This is a genomic window from Actinomadura sp. ATCC 39365 (assembly GCF_054392275.1).
The window spans coordinates 8,753,667-8,773,861 of the sequence record NZ_CP184335.1 but is presented as its reverse complement, the minus strand read 5'-3'; the positions used below and the strand labels follow the sequence as shown (position 1 = coordinate 8,773,861).

Here is a 20,195-nt window from a genome sequence, read left to right as displayed (position 1 = left end):
GACACGCCGACACGCTAACCTGTTGACGTCGCAACGGAACAACATTCGGTTCATCGGGAGCCCGGCATGCGCATCGGTATGGCACTCAACTACTCGGGCGGTTTCAAGGAGACGGTCGCCGAGCTGGCCGACTACGAGAAGGCGGGCCTCGACATCGTCTTCGTGGCCGAGGCGTACAGCTTCGACGCCGTCAGCCAGATGGGGTACATCGCGGCCAAGACCGAGCGGGTGCAGATCGCCTCGGGCATCCTGCCGATCTACTCCCGTACGCCGACGTTGCTGGCCATGACCGCCGCGGGCATGGACTTCGTCTCCGACGGGCGGTTCACGCTGGGCATCGGGACGTCGGGGCCGCAGGTCATCGAGGGCTTCCATGGGGTGCCGTACACCGCGCCGATCGGGCGTACCAGGGAGGTCATCGAGATCTGCCGCAAGGTGTGGCGGCGCGAGCGGCTGGAGCACGCGGGCCGCAACTACCAGGTGCCGCTGCCCGCCGGGGAGGGCACCGGCCTGGGCAAGCCGCTGAAGATCATCAACCACCCGGTGCGCCCGCGCATCCCGATCGTGGTCGCCGCCATCGGCCCCAAGAACGTGGAGATGACCGCCGAGCTGGCCGAGGGCTGGGAGCCGATCTTCTACTACCCGGAGAAGGCCGCCGACGTGTGGGGCCCCTCGCTGGCCGCCGGCCGGGCGAAGCGCGACCCCGAGCTGGGCGAGCTCGACGTGATCGCCCAGGCGGCGCTGGCCATCGGCGACGACGTGGCCGGGCTGCGCGAGTTCGGCCGGGCGATGGCGGCCCTGTACATCGGCGGCATGGGTGCCAAGGGCAAGAACTTCTACAACGACCTGGCCCGGCGCTACGGCTACGAGAAGGAGGCCGAGCAGATCCAGGACCTCTACCTGGAGGGCAAGAAGGACGAGGCCGCCGCGCTGGTGCCCGCCGAGCTGCTGGAGAACATGTCGCTGATCGGCAGCGAGGGCTTCGTCCGCGACCGGATCGCGGCGCTGAAGGAGTCGGGGGTGACGACGCTCAACGTCGCGCCGCTCGGCCGTACCCATGAGGAGCGCGTCCGTCTGCTGGAGAAGGTCAAGGAGCTGGCCGCCTGATCGGACGGGCTCCGGAAGGGGTGTGACGCACGTCACAATGCCGGGCGGGAATATGCCCCGTTTCGCATGGTGTTGTACGTCCTCGTGAGGTTCTCTGTGGTCATCGTGCGGCTCGTCGAGCGTCTGCACGTGGATCTGTGCCGTCTGCACGGATCCCTCTGTCGCTGATCGGCGCGTCCCCCAGACTCCCCCTTCCTCACCCGCATGCCCCCCTCTGCTGTGGCATGCCCGACTTCCGGAGCCTTCCTCCCGTGAAGAGATTCACCTTCTCCCTTCAGCTGCTGCTCGGCCTCGCGGCCGGCGTCGCCCTGGGGTTCGTCGCCAAGATCTGGGACGTGGCCTGGCTGGCCGAGACGCTGACCCAGGTCGGCAAGATCTTCGTCCAGCTCCTCAAGCTGGCCGTGCCGCCGCTGGTGTTCACCGCCGTGCTGGTCAGCGTGGCCAACCTGCGCAACGTCAACGGCGCCGCCCGCCTGGCCTCCAAGACCCTGCTGTGGTTCCTGATCACCGCGTTCGTCTCGGTGGCCTTCGCCATCGCGCTCGGCCTGATCATCAACCCGGGCCAGGGCGTCACCCTCGACACCGGCGCGGCCAAGGCCGTCGACACCGAGGGCGCCGGCACCTGGCTCGACTTCGTCACCGGCATCCTGCCCACCAACATCGTCACGGCCTTCACCGAGGTGAACGTCCTCCAGATCGTCTTCCTGGGGGTCGTCCTCGGCGCGGCGGCCCTGGCGGTGGGCGAGAAGGCCGAGCCGTTCCTCAACCTCAGCCGTTCGGTGCTCGAACTGGTGCAGAAGGCCCTGTGGTGGGTCATCCGCCTGGCCCCGATCGGCACCGCCGGCCTCATCGGCAAGGCCGTCTCCACGTACGGCTGGGACCTGCTGGCCCCGCTGGCCAAGTTCAGCGTCGGCGTGTACGTCGGTTGCTTCATCGTCCTGCTGGCCGTCTACCCGACGCTGCTCGCGGTCTGGGGCAAGGTCAACCCGATCACGTTCTTCCGCAACGCCTGGCCCGCCATCGAGCTGGCCTTCGTCTCCCGTTCCTCGGTCGGCACGCTGCCCCTGACCCAGCGCGTCACCGTCGAGCGCAACGGCGTGGACCGTGACTACGCCTCCTTCGCGGTGCCCTTCGGCGCCACCACCAAGATGGACGGCTGCGCCTCGGTCTACCCGGCGCTCGCCGCGATCTTCGTGGCCCAGGTGTTCGGCGTGCACCTCGGTGTGGGGGACTACCTGCTGATCGCGTTCGTCTCGGTCGTCGGCTCGGCCGCCACCGCCGGTCTGACCGGCGCGATCGTCATGCTGACGCTCACGCTGAGCACGCTGGGCCTGCCGCTCGAAGGCGTCGGCCTGCTGCTGGCGATCGACCCGATCCTCGACATGATCCGCACCGCGACCAACGTGGCCGGCCAGATGGTCGTCCCGGTCCTGGTGGCCCGCTCGGAGGGCCGCCTGGACGACGCGGTCTTCAACGCGCCGCCGCAGCCGCTCGACGACGCCCCGGCCGCGGCCGCCCGCACGCCGCGCGCGCCGGAGCCCGCGACGGCCTGACCGGAACTGCGCTGAGGGCGGGTGGCCGTACGGCCACCCGCCCTCAGCCGTAGGTGAGCAGGTCCCCGGGCTGACAGCCCAGGGCCTCGCACAGTCGGGTCAGCGTGGCGAAGCGGATGGCCTTGGCGTGGCCGTTCTTGCGTATCGACAGGTTGACGACGGTGATCTCGACCTCGTCGAGCCGGGCCACGCCCCGGCGGCCTGCGCCGCCGTGCCGAGCCCGGCCGACACGAGCGAACCGGCGATCAGGATCCAGCCCGGCCGCCGCAGGTGCCCGGCCGTCACCGCGGAGAACAGCGCCCGGTCACCCGACCGAGCCCTGCGCAACGCGCGGACCACGGTGTACGGCGCGAGCACGCCGTTGGCCGTGCCGAACACGGCGATCAGGACGGTGGCGCCCGCGGCGGTGCGAAGTGTGGATCATGGGGCGGGGAGGGGCTGGAGGGCCCTATGGTGGGTCGGAAATAGCCCACTTTTCGAGTTTTTGGCGGGGATATGTCCGACGCTACGCCTTCGATGGTCGCCGACCGGTACCGGCTTGACGAGCTCATCGGCAGCGGTCCGATGGGTGAGGTGTGGCGGGCCTACGACACCCGCGCCGACTGGGTCGTGGCCGTGAAGATCCTGGGCGCCGGCGCGGCCGGCGAGGCCGCCAGGGAGGCGCTGAAGCAGCACGCCCAGGCGGTGGCCAGGGTGATCCACCCCAACGTGGCCATGGTCCTCGACGTGGGCGACCAGGAGGGCGCCCCCTTCCTGGTGACCGAGTTCCTCACCGGGACCAGCGTGGGGGAGGACCTGGCGGCCGAGGGGCCCATGCCGATCGTCGAGGTGTGCGACCTGGTCGGCCAGGCGGCCGCGGGGCTGGACGCCGCGCACCGCGCCGGGGTGTTCCACGGGCAGATCGACTCCGGCAGCTTCCGGCGGGCTGCCAGCGGCGTGCTGAAGGTCGTCGGGTTCGGGCTGCCGGACGAGGAGCCGTCCCAGGCCGAACGCCGCTACCTCGCCCCTGAGCGGGCCTCCGGCCGTCCCGCCACGGCCGCCGCCGACCTGTACGCCCTCGGCGCCGTCTGCTACGAGCTCCTCTGCGGCCGCCCGCCGGCCGCCACCCCTGACATTCCGGTAACCGGCATGCGCGCCACCCCGCCGCCCTCCGCTGCGTCCCCCGAAGCCGGGGCCCCTGGAGCCGAGGCCCCCGGAAGTGCGGGCGCCGGGCAGGGGGTCGTCCCGCCCAGCGCGATCCGGCCCGAGATCCCCGCCGAGCTGGACCGGCTCGTCCTCACGATGCTCGCGCCCGACCCCGCCAGGCGGCCCTCGGGCGGCGAGCCCGTCCGCCGGGCACTGGCCGCCATCGCCCGGCCCGGCGCGGCTCCGGGAGCGGCCCCCACGGCCCCGAACCCCACCGCCGCGAACCCCGCCGGAGCTCCAGCGGGCCGGCCGGGCGACACGCGGGTCTACGACTTCAACGGAGTTCCGCGGGCCGGCGACACCGCCGTCTACGAGTCGGCCGAGCTGGACCCGGCGCCGCCGCGTACCGGCAACAAGCTGCTGATCCAGATGGGGATCGCCGTCGCGGTCATCGCGGTGGTGACCGTCGCCATGGTGTTGTGGGCCGGCTCCCGCAAGGAGACCCCGGTGGCCGAGCCGAGCGCCAGTACGCCCCCCACGCCCGTCCTGTCCCCGGACGCCACGTTGACCGCCGGCCCGACCCCCGGACTCACCGAGGCCAGTCCCACCGACCTCACCCCGGGCGACACGCCCACCGGCCTGGTCCAGACCGTCGGCCCCAAGGTGACCCTGGGCCGGGGGCAGACCCCGGCGGGCGGCTGGGACCACTGGCTGGTGAAGTTCGACGAGGCGGTGACGGCCCAGGAGGACATCGGCGACATCAACCCCCGCGTCGCCGAGAAGGTCCACGACAAGCTCAGGAAGGCCGCCAAGAAGCTCCAGGACGGCCATTTCGAGCCCGCCCGCGGCCAGATCGCCGGCGTCTACCAGGACCTGCGCAACGCCCAGGCGAAGGGCGACGCCCCCTGTCGGGCCCGCTCGCCTCCTTCCTGAACGACTTCGCCCTCTCCTGACCGGCGCGGGGGAGGGAGACGCGACGCGGGGGGACGGCGCGCACTTTCCCCTCCCTGACCGGGGGTGGGGGAGGGGGTGGGGCGCGCGTACATTGGCGGGATGACCATCGACCACGCGGCGCGCCGGGCACGCCTGGCCGCCGCGCTGCCCGCCCACGAGGTCCCCGCGCTCCTCGTCACCTCCCCCGTCAACGTCCGCTACCTCACCGGGCTGGTCAGCTCGAACGCGGCCGTCCTGGTCAGGGCGGACGGCTCGGCGCTGCTGGCGACCGACAACCGCTACATCGACAAGACCCGCGCCCTCGACGTGCCCGCGGTCGAGGCGTCCGACGTGGCCGGCCGGCTGGCCGCGCCGGGCATGGGCATCGAGGCCGCCGCCATGACCGTGGCCACCTTCCGCCGCCTGGAGGCGGGCCTGGGCGAGGGCGGCAAGGGCGAGGGGCGCGAAGGCGGCGAGGGCGAGGGCGGGGGCCTGGTGCCGCTCGGCCCGGTGGTCGAGGAGCTGCGCGCGGTCAAGGACGAGGCGGAGCTGGAGCTCATCCGCACCGCCTGCGCCCTGACCGACCAGGCCTTCGCCGACGTGCTCCCGCTGATCGCGCCGGGCCTCACCGAACGCGCCCTGGCCCGCCTCCTGGACAACCGCATGACCGAGCTGGGCGCCGACAAGCCGGCGTTCGACACGATCGTCGCCGCCGGCGAGAACGGCGCGATCCCGCACCACGCCCCCACCGACCGCGAGCTGCGCGCCGGCGACCTGGTCACGATGGACTTCGGCGCCCGCTACCACGGCTACCACGCCGACATGACCAGGACGGTCTGCCTGGGCACGCCCGCCGCGTGGCAGCACGACCTGTACGACCTGGTCAGGCGCGCCCAGCGGGCCGGCCGGCACGCCCTGGCCCCGGGGGCCGCGGCCAAGGACGTCGACGCCGCCGCCCGCGGCCTGATCGAGGCGGCGGGCCACGGCGAGCACTTCCGGCACGGCCTGGGCCACGGCGTCGGCCTGGAGATCCACGAGGACCCGTTCCTGGGCCCCTCCAGGACCGGTAGACTAGAGGATCGAGTTCCGATCACCGTCGAGCCTGGGATCTACCTCCCCGAGCGGGGCGGGGTTCGCATCGAGGACACCCTCGTGACCCGTGAGGGCGGGCCGGAACTTTTCACCAAGACCACCAAGGAGCTGCTCGTCCTTTAGAGCGGCCACACGCGGGAGAGAACGAGTGGCGACGACCAACGACCTCAAGAACGGCATGGTGCTGAAGCTCGAGGGCGGTGAGCTCTGGAGCGTTGTCGAGTTCCAGCACGTCAAGCCGGGCAAGGGCGGCGCGTTCGTGCGTACCAAGCTCAAGAACGTCCTCTCCGGCAAGGTCGTCGACAAGACCTTCAACGCCGGCGTGAAGGTCGACGTGGCCAACGTCGACAAGCGCGAGATGCAGTACTCCTACAAGGACGGCGACGACTTCGTCTTCATGGACACCGAGACCTACGACATGGTCAACGTGCCCGCCCGCACCGTCGGCACCGCCGCCAACTACATGCTGGAGAACACCCTCGCCACGATCGCCTTCAACGAGGGCTCGGCGCTCTACGTCGACCTGCCCGCCGCCGTCGAGCTGCTGATCTCCAACACCGAGCCGGGCCTGCAGGGCGACCGCTCCACCGGCGGCACCAAGCCCGCCACGCTGGAGACCGGCGCCGAGATCAAGGTGCCGCTGTTCATCACCACCGGCGAGAAGGTCAAGGTCGACACCCGCAGCGGCGAATACCTCGGCCGGGCCTGAGGTGTCTGCACGCGGCAAAGCACGCAGGCGCGCCCTTGACATCCTCTTCGAGGCCGAGCTGCGCTCGGAGGATCCGCTGAGGATCCTCGCCGAGCGCGTCGAGCGGCAGGAGCCGCCGGTCAACGAGTACACCTCGACCATCGTCGAGGGCGTCGCCCGCCACCATGCCCGTATCGACGAGTTGATCACCACCTACTCCGAGGGCTGGACGCTCGACCGCATGCCCGCGGTCGACCGCAACCTGCTGCGCGGCGGCACGTACGAGCTGCTGTGGATGCCCGACGTGCCGGAGGGCGTGGTCATCAGCGAGTGGGTGCACCTGGCGGGCGAGCTGTCGACCGACGAGTCGCCGCAGTTCATCAACGGCCTGCTGGCCCGGTTCAAGCAACTCAAGCCAAGCCTCACCCTTTAGACAAAGGCCGCGAAGGCCGTTTCGGGGTACGTTCCACTCACACGGTCCGTACGACTCGCGAAGAGGCGGCGGAAGGCGCGCCGGCGCGCGGCCTTCCGGTGCGGCCCCGGCCTGTTCCGCGGGGCCGTGAGCCGGTCCGGAGAAGTGGCGCGTCACCAGCCGCGACGCGCCCTTTTCCGGCCTTGTCCGCCTTTCTGTGTGAACATCGGTCCATGGTGACCGAAGACGAGGTGCGCGCCCTCGCCCTGGCGCTGCCCGAGACCACCGAGAAACCCATGTACGGCACGCCCGCCTTCTACGTGCGCGGCAGGTGGTTCGCCCGGATCACGCAGGAGGGCGACGTGCTCGCCGTGCCGGTGGGCGGCGAGGAGCTCAAGCACGAGCTGATCGCCGCCGTCCCCGGTACGTTCTTCTCCACACCCCACTACGACGGGCACGCCGTGGTGCTGGTGCGTCTGGCGGCCGTGGCGGCCGGCGAGCTGGCCGAGCTGCTGACCGACGCCTGGCGGCTGCGGGCGCCGAAGAGGGTGGCGGCGGCCTTCGACGGTTAGGGTCCGGCCTGCGGGCGACGGCGCGTACGGCGTAGGCTGGGCCCGTCCGCACAGGGCGAGGGCCGCCCGCGGAGGAGAGAGAGGCGAGCCGACGTTGCGAGCAGAAGGCGTCACCACGAAGACCCCGGCGGTGCGCACCGCCGTCGTGTGGGGCGCGTTGCGATCGGTGCTGGCCGAGCGTGCCGAGGCCGTCGGCCGTGACAGGCTCGACATCGTCGACGCCGGCGGAGGCACCGGCGGGTTCGCCGTGCCGCTGGCCGAGCTCGGCCACACCGTCACCGTCGTCGACCCCAGCCCCGACTCGCTGGCCGCGCTGGAGCGCCGGGCCAAGGAGAAGGGCGTGGGCGTGCGCGGCCTGCAGGGCGACACCGCCGACCTCGGCGACCTGCTCGACCGCGACAGCGCCGACCTGGTCCTGTGCCACAGCGTCCTGGAGTACGTCGACGACCCCACCGGCGCGCTGGCCGCCGTCGCCGGGCTGCTGCGCCCGGGTGGCGCCGTCAGCGTGCTGGCCGCCAACCCCGTGGCCAGCGCGATCCACCGGGCGCTGGCCGGGCAGTTCGACGAGGCCAGGGCCGTGCTGGCCGACCCGCGTGGCACGTGGGGCGACCGCGACCCCACGCCGCGGCGTTTCACCGCCGAGATCCTGGCGCAGCTGCTGACCGCCACGGGCTTCACCGTCGGCGCGGTCCACGGCGTGCGGGTCTTCGCCGACCTGGTGCCCAGCCGGCTCGTCGACGGCGAGCCGGGCGCGGCCGACGCGCTCGCGGCGCTGGAGCAGGCCGCCGCCGTCCACCCTGTGCTGCGGGACATCGCCACCCAGGTGCACATCCTCGGCCACCGCCCCTAGTCTGGAACGTCTGTTCGGATAGACTCGCAGGCGTGTCCCGCAAGCAGATCACAGGCATCGGCCCCGCGCCGCGGACCGGGGTCGATGACAGCGGCTGCCCGATTCTCCACGTCGACATGGACGCCTTCTTCGCCAGCGTCGAGCTGCTGGAGCGGCCGGAGCTGCGGGGCCGCCCGGTGATCGTCGGCTCGCCGGCCGGGCGCGGCGTGGTGCTCAGCGCCACCTACGAGGCCAGGGCGTTCGGCGTGCACTCGGCGATGCCGATGAGCAGGGCGCGCCGGATGTGCCCGCAGGCCACGATCATCCCGCCCAGCCACGGCAAGTACTCCGAGGTCTCCCGGGGCGTCATGGAGATCTTCCACTCGATCACCCCGCTGGTCGAGCCGATCGCCTCCGACGAGGCGTTCCTCGACGTCGGCGGCGCCCGGCGGCGGCTCGGCCCGCCCGCGGCGATCGCCGCCATGATCAGGGAGCAGGTCCTCGACCGCTACGGCATCACCTGCTCGGTGGGGGTGGCCTCCAGCAAATTCGTGGCAAAGCTGGCCTCCAAGCAGTGCAAGCCCGACGGGCTGCTGGTGGTGCCCGAAGGGCAGGTGGTCGACTTCCTCCACCCGCTGCCGGTCTCGGCGTTGTGGGGCGTGGGGGAGCGCACCGAGCAGTCCCTCGTACGGCTCGGCATCCGCACCGTCGGCGACCTGGCCAGGGTGCCCCTGAACACGCTCCAGCGCGAGCTCGGGCAGGCCGTCGGCGGCCACCTGGCGACGCTGGCCTGGGGGCGCGACGAGCGTCCGGTGACCGCGCACGTGCCCGACAAGAGCATCGGCAACGAGGAGACCTTCGCGGCCGACGTCGACGATCCCGAGGTGATCCGGCGCGAGCTGCTGCGCCTGGCCGAGCGCGTGGCGGCCCGGATGCGTAAGGGCGGACACGTGGGCAGAACTGTAAGTGTGAAGCTGCGCCGGGCCGATTTCACCACGATCACCCGGTCGCGCACCCTGCGGGAGCCGACCGACGTGGCCCAGGTGATCTACGCCACCGCCTGCGAGCTGTTCGAGGCCGCCGGTCTCCAGCGGGTGCGCCTGCGCCTGGTCGGGGTCCGGATGGAGAACCTCCGCCCGGCCGGCGAGGCCACCCACCAGCTCGGTCTGGGCGAGCGCGAGACCGGCTGGCGCGAGGCCGAACAGGCGATGGACAAGGCGATCCGGAGATTTGGCCCCGATGCGGTGCTCCCAGCGTCGCTGGTACGTGGCAAGCTTGATGAAATAGAGACATGACGCCCATGTCCTACTTGATCGGTCAGTCGGGTAGGAGAAGGATGTCGCGATTTTGGGGGAAGGGGTGCGAGATGGTCCACAATGGAGCCATGACGTCACCTCCGGTTTGGTCTGCGTTGGACGTTTGCTTTCGCCTACGTCTACAGCCTCGTATTCTGGGGATAACCGACCGCGAGGTTCGGACACCCCGTGTCGTCCGTTGCCGTCTTCCCCGTCCTGGGGCTGTCCTTGGGAGGCGCCGTGCCGCTCTCTGAGCACGAGCAGCGCTTGCTCGACCAGATCGAGCAGGCCCTCTACGCCGAGGACCCGAAGTGGGCCAACACCGTAAGGATCAGTGACCCGCGCAGCCATTACAAGCGTCGCCTGATCAAAGCCTCCATCGGCTTTGCCCTCGGCGTCGTGATCATGATGGTCGGCGTGGTCATGAGTCAGATCCCGCTCGGCGTCGGCGGTTTCGTGGTCATGCTCGCCGCGTGTCTGTGGGGTCTGTCCAGCTGGAAGCGCATGAACGGATTCGGCGACTCGCCGCCGGCTCCGGGCGCGGGCGGCGCGGGCAGGCAGGTCCGGCGCGCCAACCGGGGCACCTTCATGGAGCGCATGGAAGAGCGCTGGCGCCGTCGTCACGACGAGCGCTGACCTCCTCCCCGGCGCCGAACCTCCCGCCATACGCGAACGTGCGGCCGTTCCCCTTCCGGGGAGCGACCGCACGCTCGGTCCTGGGCGGGCGGCTCAGGCGCCCTTGTGGGCCGCCGTCCGCCGCAGCCTGATGTTCTCCAGCAGGTCGAAGCCGTCCAGCAGGCGCTCGCCCAGCGTCCGCAGCCGCCGCAGCGTCGAGGGCGGCAGCAGCACCGCCCGCATCCGCCTTCCCCGCGACACCGTCGCCGCCAGGGCCTGCCGCACCTTGCGCAGGTCCTTCTTCATGGGCCCGATCGTGCCCGGGTCCCTGGCGAACAGCACCCGCTCGACCGTCGTCGCGATGGCCGTCATGGCGGCCGCCGACTCGGCGTCGAACTCGTACTGCCGGCTCAGCCGTCTGGCCAGCGCCCTCGGGGTCTCGCTGGCGCCGCGGGCCATGCCGTAGTCGCACAGCACGTCGTCCAGCTCGGCCCACACGGCCGCGATCGACGGGTGGTGGGCGGTCGCGATCCTGGCCGTCAGGTCGTCGGCCGGTCGCGAGACCTTCCAGCCCAGCGCGCGCACCCGCCGGTTCCTGGTGAGCAGCCGCAGCGCCGCCGGGACCAGCAGGAGCAGCAGCAGCGCGCCCGCGCCGATGCCGATCTTGCCGATCAGCGGCATCGAGTCGTCCGGCGGCAGGCCGCCCGTGGCGATCAGGCCCTCACGGTCGAGCTCGCGCGGGTTGCGCCGGGTGGAGGGGTTGATCGGGTCGTCGGCGCCGGACTCGGTCGCGCCGCTGCTCGGCGAGGTGGACGGCGTCGTCGAAGGCGCCGGGGGAACCGTGTAGTCCGGCACCCGCGCGCTGCCCTGTCCCAGCGTCCCCGACGGCGTCGGCTCGAACGGCAGCCAGCCCACGCCCTCGAAGTACAGCTCGGGCCAGGAGTGCGAGTCACCGGTCGTGACCGTCCAGTTGTCGCCGACCTTCGTGCCGCCGGTGTAGCCGATCGCCACCCGCGACGGGATGCCGACGATCCTGGCCAGCACCGCCATCGAGGCCGCGAACTGCTCGCAGTAGCCCGTACGATCGCGCAGCAGGAAGTCCCGCAGCGCGGAGTTGCCGTGCCCCTGCGTCCGCAGGTCGTAGCGGAAGTCGCCGTCCTTGGTGAAGAACTGCTGGAGCTTCACCGCCGCCTCGTAGTTGGAGTTGGTCTGCGCGGTCAGCGAACGCGCCAGCCGGACGATCTCCGGCGGCAGGTTGTCCGGCAGCTTCAGGTACCGCCGGTCCACGCTCGGCTGGACGCCCTCCAGCGACTCCAGCAGCTCCGGCGTGGCGGCCGGCTCGCTGGTGGCGACCTCGTACTCCAGGCCGGCCGCCTCGTCGGGGATGGAGAAGACCATCAGCGTGCCCACGTCGGCGCGCCAGTCGCCGTCCACCCGGATCTGCCGCGGCGGGTACGGCAGCGGCAGGAACTGCAGCCGCTCGATCTCGTCGCTCATCCGGATCGTGGTGACGACGTTGCCGACCTTCGTGCTCGCGCTCAGCCCGGGAGGCGGCGGCAGCGGGCCGTTCTCCGTCCTGTTGTCCGGCGAGCCCTTCGGCTCGGTCATGCCGAACTGCTGGCCGTCGAAGGTGTCCAGCGCGTAGATCCGCAGGTACCTGGGCTTGTTGTCGTTGTTGTTGTAGGTGAGCACCACGCGCCGCTCGGGCAGTTCGAGCTGCCCGCGCAGGCTGGCGATCGGGCTCGCGATGCTGATCGAGTTGCCCTTGCCGCCGCCCCGGCCGCCCACGCCGAACTGGAAGAAGGAGACCGGCTCCATCACCGGCAGCGCCGCGGGCAGCAGCACGGCCAGCGCGATGGCGGCGAACCCGATGCGCTTGCCCGACAGCCGCAGGCCGCTGGTGTCGGCCCTGGCCCCGCCGGTCTCCGGCCGCGGCCCGGTCGCCACCCTGGTCCGGCGGACGAGCACCGCCCGTCCCCAGTGGCCCACCCGCTCGCGCCCGTCGGCGATCAGCAGGCTGACGAAGCCGAGCGCGGCGATGATGAAGGCGGGCCAGCTGATCGGCTCGGCCAGAATCGTCGCCGGGACCGTGGCCAGCGCCAGCAGCGGCAGCCCGGCCAGCGCCGCCCGCCGCAGCCGCGCGGCGAGCAGGTCCACGGCGATCGCGATGACGCCCACGCCGCCCGCGGTCAGCAGCGTGATGCCGTCCGTGGACGGCACGGGCGCGGCGTAACGCTGGATGTCGGCCCAGCCGACGCCCAGCAGCCGGCCCAGCTCCCACACCGACTCCTTGGTCGGGATCACCAGCGCCCACGCCTTGCCGGAGGCGAAGACCACGGTCAGGAAGATCCACAACGCGGCCAGCCCGGCCAGGGGGCGGCCCAGGCGGGCAGCGACAGGCGGGAGCCGATCAGCCCGGCGGCCATCACGGCCAGCACCGCGCCGAGCGACGTCCAGAACCAGGCGCCGCCCTGGAAGAGCGGATAGAGCAGGATCGCCGCGGCGAACGCGGCCACACCCGAGGCGGCCGTCAGCCTCATGCCGCACCTCCCGTGGGGTTGAGCGCGTACCTGCCGCGGTTGGCGGCGTCCGGCCAGACCGAGGCGATGGAGGTGCCGGCGGGCAGGCGGACGATCCGCCAGCCGTAACCGGCCAGGACGCCCTGCACGGCGTCGAAGTTCTCGTGCGAGCCCCGGCCGGCGCCCTCCCAGGTGCCGGCGTCGAGCAGGACCGCGACGCCGGTGACGCCGCTGTGCCGCAGCCTGGCCAGCTCCCTGGCCTCCTCGGGGTCGAGCGCGCCGAGCACGGCCACGATCAGGCCGTCGCCGCCGCCCTGGCGCAGGGCCGAGACGCCCATCTCCAGCGAGCGGGCCGAGCTGTGCCGCACCACGGCGAGCGTGTCCAGCAGCGAGTAGCTGAGCCCCTGGTCGGTCAGGTGCTCGGCGCCCTGGTCGGTCACCAGCCGCAGGCCCAGGCCCTCGTGGGCGAGGTGCACGCCGATCGAGGCCGCGGCCGAGACCGCCACCTCGAAGGAGGAGCGCGGGCCCTCGCCGCGGTGGGCGTGCCTGCGGGTGTCCAGCAGGAGCGCGCCGCGGCTCTGCCACTGCTGCTCCTCGCGGCGCACCATCAGCTCGCCGTACCGGGCGGTCGAGCGCCAGTGCACCCGGCGCAGGTCGTCGCCCTGCCGGTACTCGCGCGGCGCCACGTCGTCGTCGCCGGCCGCGGCCACGCTCCGGGTGCGGCTGTCGCCGCCGCCCGTCCACTCGCCCGACAGCCGTACGTGCGGTAACGCCACCACCTGCGGCGTCACCACGAGCGTGTCGCTGATCGTGAACGCCCGCGTCAGCTCCACCAGCCCGAACGGGTCGGCGATGCGCACCGACAGCGGCCCGATCGTGTACCTGCCGCGCAGGTCGGACCGGACCCGGTAGTCGATCTCACGCACCCCCTTGGACTCGACCCGGTCGAGCACGAACCGCGGCCGCACGCCCAGCGCGTACGGCACGGTGTCCTCGATCAGCAGCAGCCCGGTCGGCAGCCTGGTCACGTTCTCCAGGCGCAACGTCACCGTGGCCTCCCCGCCCACCTCCGCCCTGGGCGGGTCCAGCCTCCGCGCGCAGCTCAGCCGGTACCTGGTACGTGCCACCACCAGCGCGGCCAGCAGCGGCAGCGCCGTGACCAGCACGCCGATCCTGAACAGGTCGTTCTCGCCCAGGATCAGCGCCATCAGCAGCGCCGCGATCCCCGAGGCCAGGAACGACCTGCCGCGGGAGGTCAGCGCCCGCAGTCCGGCCCTCACGACGCTCGCGTCTCCGGCACCGGCACACGCCTGACGAGGTCGGTCACCACCTGCTCGGGCAGACGGCGCTGGCCCTGGGCCTCGACGCTGGGCAGCAGCCGGTGCGCCAGCACGGGCACGGCCAGGTCCTGCAGGTCGTCGGGGATGACGTAGTCGCGTCCGGCCAGCGCCGCGTGCGCCCTGGCCGCGCGGACGAGCTGCAGCGTGGACCGGGGGAGGCGCCCAGCCGCAGGTCGGGGGAGTGGCGGGTGGCCACGACGAGGTCGATGGCGTACTTCTTGACCGGCTGCGAGACGTACACGCCGCGCACGGCCTCGATCAGGGCACGCACCTCGGCGGTCGTGGCGACCGGCTCCAGCTTGTCCAGCGGCGAGGTGCTGCCGTGCACGTCGAGCATCTCCAGCTCGGCCGTCGGCTCCGGGTAGCCCATGGCGACCCTGGCGGTGAACCGGTCGCGCTGGGCCTCGGGGAGGGGGTAGGTGCCCTCCATCTCGATGGGGTTCTGGGTGGCGATCACCATGAAGGGGGCGTCCAGGGGGTACGTCACGCCGTCCACGGTGACCTGGTGCTCCTCCATGCACTCCAGCAACGCCGACTGTGTCTTGGGGGAGGCGCGGTTGATCTCGTCGCCCACCACGATGTTGGCGAACACCGGTCCGGGCTTGAACTCGAACTCACGCGTCTGCTGGTTGTAGGCGCTTACCCCGGTGATGTCACTGGGCAACAGGTCGGGCGTGAACTGCACGCGGCGCACCGGGCAGTCGATGGACCGCGCCAGCGCCTTGGCGAGCATCGTCTTGCCGACCCCCGGCACGTCCTCGATCAAAAGGTGGCCCTCGGCGAGCAGGACGGTCAGCGTGAGCCGGACGGCGTCGCTCTTTCCCTCGATCACCGACTCGATGGCCTGCCGGATTCGGTGGGCGGTGGAGACCAGCTCGTCAAGCTGGGGAGGGACGTCATGGGTTAGTGCCACCAGGCCTCCATAGTGCGACGGCTGTCCCGCACGGTGCCATTACGGGAGCCATGCCATTCCTTTTCCATTGTCTGTACGACCCTACGACGCTGCGGGTTCTTGAGCGACATTTGTGGATATTCCAGGGAACCCCGCTGATGTTCCTGTTCTTGTCGCATAGCAGTGCGAATCCCGTGACACTGACCCCCTCGGCCGCCCCACTTTCCTCCACCCCCGCCTTCGCGCCCGCCGGGAGCCCCTATATCGCCAGTCTTTTGAACCCTCGACACGCCCATGAGGGTTGGCCCGCCCCCGGCGCCCCCCACCCCCGCTCCACCCCGCTGACCTGCGGTAACGCAACGGAAACTGACGATGAAGACGGTTCGAATCAGTTGACGGTGGGGAGAAGTGGAGTATGGTGGTGCGCAGTGGAGGGCCCGGTGCACCAGCGCTGAGCGCTTCGCTGAGGCACGGGAGGTGGCGCCGATGTTCCTCGGCACCCATCAACCGCGTCTTGACGACAAGGGACGGCTGTTCCTGCCGGCTAAGTACCGTGAGGAGCTGGCGGAGGGTCTTGTGATCACCAAAGGCCAGGAGCGATGCCTCTACGTCTTTCCAGTAGAGGAGTTCCAGCGCATAACCGAGGCTCTCAGCACCGCCCCGGTCACCGCCAAGGCGGTGCGTGACTACAGCCGCGTCTTCTTCGCCAGCGCGTCCGACGAGAAACCAGACAAGCAGGGACGCGTCACAATCCCGCAGAGCCTGCGCCAGTACGCCGGCCTGGAGCGTGACTGCGTCGTCATCGGGGCCAACACCCGCCTGGAGATCTGGGACTCGCAGGCTTGGGACACCTATCTCAACGCGCAGGAGCAGGCGTTCGCCGATCTGTCGGAGGAGGTGCTGCCAGGGATCTTGTAGTGACCACGGTCGATCCGTCGGTGATGTCGTTCGGCGAGGTCTCCACCCGCAACCACTGCCTGCCAACTGATGCACCTTCCCCGGTGTCAGAGGGCGGGCGTCCACGAAGAGGGTGCGGATGGGGACCTGGCCGGGCGGCGCCGGGTGGGGACCCAGGAATGACTGACGATTGATCGATACGCGTCATCCGCGAGCAGGACGCGAGAGGGGGGTTGGAGATGGACGACAACGCAGGCACGGGCGGTCACGTTCCGGTGATGCTCGAGCGCGTACTGGAGCTGCTGGGCCCGGCGCTGTCGGGGCCGGAGCCGGTCGTCGTCGACGCCAACCTCGGGCTCGGCGGCCACTCCGAGGCCCTGCTCGCCGCCTTCCCCTCCCTGCACCTCATCGGGATCGACCGCGACCCGTTCGCGATCGACTTCTCCACCCGCAGGCTCGCCCCCTACGCGGGCCGCACCACCCTGGTCCACGCCTCCTCCGGCGACCTGGCCCAGATCGTCGACGAGGCCGGGCATCCCACGGTCCACGGCGTGCTGTTCGACCTCGGCGTCTCCTCGCCGCAGCTCGACGAGGCCGAGCGCGGCTTCGCCTACTCCTACGACGCCCCGCTCGACATGCGCATGGACACCGAGCAGGAGCTGACGGCCGAGCGGGTGGTCAACACCTATCCGGCCGCCGACCTGGCACGAATCCTGCGCGACTACGGCGAGGAACGTTTCGCGCCGAGGGTCGCGGGGCTTATCGTCAAGGAACGCGCCAAGGAGCCCATCACCTCCACCAAGAGACTCGCCGACATCGTGCGCGACGCGATCCCCGCGGCGACCAGGCGCACCGGCGGCAACCCCGCCAAGAGGACTTTCCAGGCGCTGCGCATCGAGGTCAACGCGGAGCTGTCCGCCCTGGAGGCGGCGCTGCCCGCGGCGCTCGACGCGCTGGCGCTGGGTGGGCGGGTCGTCGTGCTCTCCTACCACTCCCTTGAGGACCGGCTCACCAAGCAGGCCCTCACGGCGCGAACCAAGGACACCAGCCCGCCAGGGCTGCCCGTCCCGCTACCGGCACACCAGCCGAGGTTCCGCCTGCTGACGAGGGGAGCCGAGCTCCCCAGCGATGAAGAGCTCGCCCGCAACCCGCGGGCGGCCTCGGCCCGGCTACGGGCGGCAGAGAGGATCCGCGTTGACGATTGAGCAGGAGACCGGCCGGGTCGCGCCCGTCCGCCGCGCCATGCCCAAGCCGGGCACGCGCAGGCCGGGCGTCTCTCACCAGACCAAGCCGCGGCCCCGTCCTGACACCGACGGCCGGCGGCCGGCCGACGCGCGTCCCGGCGAGAGCGCCGCGCCCGCGCGCCGTCCCGCCGCGCGGCGACCCTCGACCAAGCGGCAGCGGGCGCCGTTCGTGCTGCTCGTCGTCGGGTTGATGTGCGGCGGCCTGGTGAGCCTGCTGCTGCTCAACATCATGCTCAACCGCGACGCCATCACCGACGCCAAGCTGCGCGACGAGATCGCGGTGGCCCGGCAGGAGAAGGAAGCGCTCCAGCAGAAGCTCGACAGCAAGATGCAGCCCCAGAACCTCGCCGATCGTGCCGAGGCGCAGGGCGACCACCTGGACAAGAGCCTGCGGCCCTACAACGCGGGCGACCCGACTGCTCAGGCGGTCCCGGAGCGGTGAGGGATTCAGGCGGCAGGGGACAGGGTCCCGGCCGCGGCGCTGGCGGCGCCGGCTCTCCTGGAGGGCCCGGCGCCGCTCGTCGTACGCCGGGCGGTCCGGGGCGGGCAGGGCGAGGGGGCTCTGCCCGTTCTGAGGGGGCGGGCCGCCCGCCGTCGCCGGACGACCCGCCGCGCAAGCGTCCGCCCGACCCGTTCGACCTGCCGTTCGACGACGACCTGAGGGGCCGGCGGCCCCAGGACCCCGGCGACGACGCGCGCGGCAGCGCCCGACGCGACTCCGCGGGCGGCTCCCGCGGCCGGCAGCGCCGCGACGACGGCGACCGCGCGCGGCCGCGCGACGACGACGAGGGCACACGCTCGCGCCGCGATCCGGGCGACGGGCCCCGCCGCCGTCCCCGCGACGACTCCCGCGGCCGCCCCGCCTCCCAGGGGCGCGACGACGACGACCGCCCGCGCGGGCGCACCCCGCAGAGCCGCGACGGCGGCGACCGTCCGCGTGGCCGTGCTGCCCAGGGGCGGGACGAGAGCGACCGGGCACGCGGGCGCGCGTCCCAGGGGCGCGACGACGGCGCCCGGGACAGGGCGCCGCAGGAGGGCCCGCGCCGTCGCGGCGACGGTCCCGGTCCCGACCAGGGGCGCGGCTCCCGGCCGGACCCGGCGCGCGGCTCGCGGTCCGAGCAGGCGCGGCCCGGCTCAGGGCCGGGCCAGAGCCGGGGCTCCCGGCCCGATCAGGGGCGCGGCGCCAGGCCCGGCCAGACCCGCGGTCCTGCCTCCGGCCAGGCGCGCGCCTCCGGGCTGGACCAGGCGCGCGGGCGGGAGCGCGGCATGTTGCGCCGGGGCGCGGACGTGCCGCCCCCAGGGGCCCGCGCCGCCCGCCCACCCCGCCGCGGCCGCCGCGGCCCCCGCTGGTGCTGCGCCTGGGCAGCCCGCGCCGGCGCATCAACATCGGCCTGATCGGCATGACGTTCATCCTGTCGATCTTCGCCGGCCGGCTGATCCAGATGCAGGGCCTCGACTCCAAGGTCTACGAGGCCGCCGCCGTCGGCCAGCGCCAGCACGTCGAGGAGATCCCCGCCAAGCGCGGCACGATCACCGACGTCAACGGCAACGCGCTGGCCCGTACGTCGGAGGCCCGCGAGGTGTCCATCGACCCCTCCAAGGTCCCCGAGGCCGCCCGCGCCAACGTGGCCGCGATCCTGGCCAGGCAGCTCGGCAAGCCCGTGGAGGAGATGACCGCCAAGCTGTCCAGGACCGGCAGCCGCTACCAGCTCCTGGCCAGAGACGTCGACCCGGTCGTGGCCACCCGCCTGCTGCAGGCCCGCGTGCCCGCGCTCAGCGCGAAGAAGACCTACCGCCGCGACTACCCGGCCGGCGACCTGGCCGGCAGCCTCATCGGCTTCGTCGGCGACGAGGGCAACGGCCTGGGCGGCATGGAGCAGGCCAGGAACACGATCCTGGCCGGCCGCGACGGCAAGCAGCGGGTCGAGACCGGCCGCGACGGCCTGCGCATCCCCATGACCAGCAGCGAGCGCACCGCGCCCGTCAACGGCCAGGACGTACGGCTCACGATCGACCGCGACATCCAGTGGGCCGCCCAGAAGGCGGTCGCCGACCAGGTACGCGAGTCGGGCGCGAGCAGCGGCGCGGTCATCGTCATGGACGTCAGGACCGCCCAGATCATCGCCATGGCCAACGCGCCCGAGCTCGACCTGGGCAACTGGCGCAGGGCCCCCGCGTCCTCCTACGTCAACAAGGCCGCCGCGGACGTGTTCGAGCCCGGCAGCACCAACAAGGTGATCACCGCCGCCGCCGCGCTGGAGGCCAAGGAGGTCACCCCCGACACGGTGTTCCAGGTGCCCGACAACATCAGGTGCGCCGACCGGGTGCTGCGCGACGCCCACGCCCACAAGCCCGAGGCGATGACCTTCCGGCAGGCCATGGCCCAGTCCAGCAACGTGGCCACGATCATGGCCGCCCGCAAGGTGGGCAGCGAGCGCCTGTACGCGATGCTCAGGGCGTTCGGGTTCGGCACCACCCCGGCGGGCGGCGTGCCCAACGCCGAGGCGGGCCTGCTGCCCAACTACAAGAACTGGTCGGGCAGCCAGAGCTGCACGGTCGCCTACGGCCAGGGCGTGTCGGTGACCGCCCTGCAGACGGCCAGCGTCTACCAGACCATCGCCAACGGCGGCGTCCGCGTCGATCCGCAGATCGTGGCGGGCACCACCGACGCGAACGGCAGATTCGTCCCGGCTCCCGCGGGCAGGCAGACCAGAGTGGTGAGCGAGACGACGGCCAAGGAGATCACGACGATGCTGGAGACCGCGGTGAGCGCCGAGGGCACCGGCGCGCTGGCCGCCATCCCCGGCTACCGGGTGGCGGGCAAGACCGGCACGGCCGACCGCTACGACGCCGAGCTGGGCCGCTACGACGGTTACACGGCCTCCTTCGTCGGGTTCGCGCCCGCCGACGCGCCCCGGCTGGTGGTGCTCTCGGTGCTCCAGAACCCCAAGAACGGCCATTTCGGCGGCCAGCTCGCGGCCCCCGTGTTCAAGGATGTGATGACGTTCGCCATCAAGAGCAGGAAGATTCCTCCCACAGGCTCGGACGCGCCGCCGGTGCGTACGCGCGCGGGACAGTGAGC

General features: G+C 72.1%; 19 protein-coding genes and 1 pseudogene. 15 read left to right on the top strand and 5 right to left on the bottom strand.

Annotated features, from left to right (window positions below):
• Nucleotides 1-66: 66 nt before the first annotated feature.
• Complete coding sequence (locus ACNF49_RS42350) at nucleotides 67-1,107, top strand: LLM class F420-dependent oxidoreductase (protein ID WP_364331469.1); 1,041 nt, start codon at nucleotides 67-69, stop codon at nucleotides 1,105-1,107.
• A 251-nt stretch (nucleotides 1,108-1,358) separates the two neighbouring features.
• Entirely contained in the window at nucleotides 1,359-2,660 is a 1,302-nt protein-coding gene (locus tag ACNF49_RS42345; RefSeq protein ID WP_357968013.1) for a dicarboxylate/amino acid:cation symporter, read from the top strand.
• Between the two features lie 43 nt (nucleotides 2,661-2,703).
• Here ACNF49_RS42345 and ACNF49_RS42340 read toward each other — a convergent pair whose 3' ends face one another.
• Complete coding sequence (locus tag ACNF49_RS42340) at nucleotides 2,704-2,850, bottom strand: helix-turn-helix domain-containing protein (protein WP_482941268.1); 147 nt, start codon at nucleotides 2,848-2,850, stop codon at nucleotides 2,704-2,706.
• Nucleotides 2,851-3,176: 326 nt separating this feature from the next.
• Between ACNF49_RS42340 and ACNF49_RS42335 the strand changes: the two genes are divergently transcribed.
• The 8 genes from ACNF49_RS42335 to ACNF49_RS42300 all read left to right on the top strand — a co-directional run bounded on the left by ACNF49_RS42335 (nucleotide 3,177) and on the right by ACNF49_RS42300 (nucleotide 10,242).
• Nucleotides 3,177-4,718 carry a serine/threonine-protein kinase gene (locus ACNF49_RS42335; protein ID WP_482941267.1) on the top strand — a complete coding sequence of 514 codons (1,542 nt, stop codon included), beginning with the start codon at nucleotides 3,177-3,179 and terminating at the stop codon, nucleotides 4,716-4,718.
• A 120-nt stretch (nucleotides 4,719-4,838) separates the two neighbouring features.
• The gene (locus tag ACNF49_RS42330; RefSeq protein WP_482941266.1) at nucleotides 4,839-5,933 is read left to right on the top strand and encodes a M24 family metallopeptidase; all 1,095 of its coding nucleotides are present in this window, start codon (nucleotides 4,839-4,841) and stop codon (nucleotides 5,931-5,933) included.
• A gap of 25 nt (nucleotides 5,934-5,958) precedes the next feature.
• Nucleotides 5,959-6,519, top strand: a complete 561-nt coding sequence (gene efp, locus ACNF49_RS42325) for an elongation factor P (protein ID WP_352326968.1) — start codon at nucleotides 5,959-5,961, stop codon at nucleotides 6,517-6,519.
• A 1-nt stretch (nucleotide 6,520) separates the two neighbouring features.
• Entirely contained in the window at nucleotides 6,521-6,931 is a 411-nt protein-coding gene (gene nusB / locus ACNF49_RS42320) for a transcription antitermination factor NusB (RefSeq protein ID WP_357968019.1), read from the top strand.
• Nucleotides 6,932-7,143: 212 nt separating this feature from the next.
• The gene (locus ACNF49_RS42315; protein WP_482941265.1) at nucleotides 7,144-7,482 is read left to right on the top strand and encodes an MmcQ/YjbR family DNA-binding protein; all 339 of its coding nucleotides are present in this window, start codon (nucleotides 7,144-7,146) and stop codon (nucleotides 7,480-7,482) included.
• Between the two features lie 94 nt (nucleotides 7,483-7,576).
• On the top strand, nucleotides 7,577-8,332 hold the full coding sequence (locus tag ACNF49_RS42310) for a methyltransferase domain-containing protein (protein ID WP_357968023.1): 756 nt from the start codon (nucleotides 7,577-7,579) through the stop codon (nucleotides 8,330-8,332).
• Between the two features lie 32 nt (nucleotides 8,333-8,364).
• Nucleotides 8,365-9,606 (top strand): DNA polymerase IV, encoded by a 1,242-nt coding sequence (gene dinB / locus ACNF49_RS42305; RefSeq protein WP_357968026.1) that lies wholly within the window; start codon nucleotides 8,365-8,367, stop codon nucleotides 9,604-9,606.
• A gap of 240 nt (nucleotides 9,607-9,846) precedes the next feature.
• A complete protein-coding gene (locus tag ACNF49_RS42300; RefSeq protein WP_357968029.1) occupies nucleotides 9,847-10,242 on the top strand; it encodes an SCO2097 family morphological protein in 396 nt (131 codons plus the stop codon).
• Between the two features lie 93 nt (nucleotides 10,243-10,335).
• Here ACNF49_RS42300 and ACNF49_RS42295 read toward each other — a convergent pair whose 3' ends face one another.
• From ACNF49_RS42295 to ACNF49_RS42280, 4 genes and pseudogenes are all read right to left on the bottom strand, one after another.
• Entirely contained in the window at nucleotides 10,336-12,576 is a 2,241-nt protein-coding gene (locus ACNF49_RS42295) for a transglutaminase TgpA family protein (protein WP_482941264.1), read from the bottom strand.
• Nucleotides 12,561-12,761, bottom strand: coding sequence for a hypothetical protein (locus ACNF49_RS42290; RefSeq protein WP_482941263.1), 201 nt, complete (start codon nucleotides 12,759-12,761; stop codon nucleotides 12,561-12,563). The genes ACNF49_RS42295 and ACNF49_RS42290 overlap by 16 nt, the downstream gene beginning before the upstream one ends.
• Nucleotides 12,758-14,020 carry a DUF58 domain-containing protein gene (locus tag ACNF49_RS42285; protein ID WP_357968033.1) on the bottom strand — a complete coding sequence of 421 codons (1,263 nt, stop codon included), beginning with the start codon at nucleotides 14,018-14,020 and terminating at the stop codon, nucleotides 12,758-12,760. The genes ACNF49_RS42290 and ACNF49_RS42285 overlap by 4 nt, the downstream gene beginning before the upstream one ends.
• Nucleotides 14,017-14,993, bottom strand: a pseudogene (locus ACNF49_RS42280) (AAA family ATPase). The gene ACNF49_RS42285 and the pseudogene ACNF49_RS42280 overlap by 4 nt, the downstream one beginning before the upstream one ends.
• Nucleotides 14,994-15,458: 465 nt before the next feature.
• On the opposite strand from ACNF49_RS42280, the gene mraZ reads away from it, so the two are divergent.
• The 5 genes from mraZ (at nucleotide 15,459) to ACNF49_RS42255 (ending at nucleotide 20,193) form a co-directional block, all read left to right on the top strand.
• Entirely contained in the window at nucleotides 15,459-15,890 is a 432-nt protein-coding gene (gene mraZ / locus ACNF49_RS42275) for a division/cell wall cluster transcriptional repressor MraZ (protein ID WP_352326976.1), read from the top strand.
• Nucleotides 15,891-16,108: 218 nt separating this feature from the next.
• Complete coding sequence (gene rsmH / locus ACNF49_RS42270) at nucleotides 16,109-17,074, top strand: 16S rRNA (cytosine(1402)-N(4))-methyltransferase RsmH (RefSeq protein WP_482941262.1); 966 nt, start codon at nucleotides 16,109-16,111, stop codon at nucleotides 17,072-17,074.
• A complete protein-coding gene (gene ftsL, locus ACNF49_RS42265; protein WP_357968039.1) occupies nucleotides 17,064-17,555 on the top strand; it encodes a cell division protein FtsL in 492 nt (163 codons plus the stop codon). The genes rsmH and ftsL overlap by 11 nt, the downstream gene beginning before the upstream one ends.
• Entirely contained in the window at nucleotides 17,552-18,508 is a 957-nt protein-coding gene (locus tag ACNF49_RS42260) for a hypothetical protein (RefSeq protein WP_482941261.1), read from the top strand. The genes ftsL and ACNF49_RS42260 overlap by 4 nt, the downstream gene beginning before the upstream one ends.
• A complete protein-coding gene (locus ACNF49_RS42255) occupies nucleotides 18,463-20,193 on the top strand; it encodes a peptidoglycan D,D-transpeptidase FtsI family protein (RefSeq protein ID WP_482941260.1) in 1,731 nt (576 codons plus the stop codon). The genes ACNF49_RS42260 and ACNF49_RS42255 overlap by 46 nt, the downstream gene beginning before the upstream one ends.
• The last annotated feature ends 2 nt before the right edge of the window (nucleotides 20,194-20,195 follow it).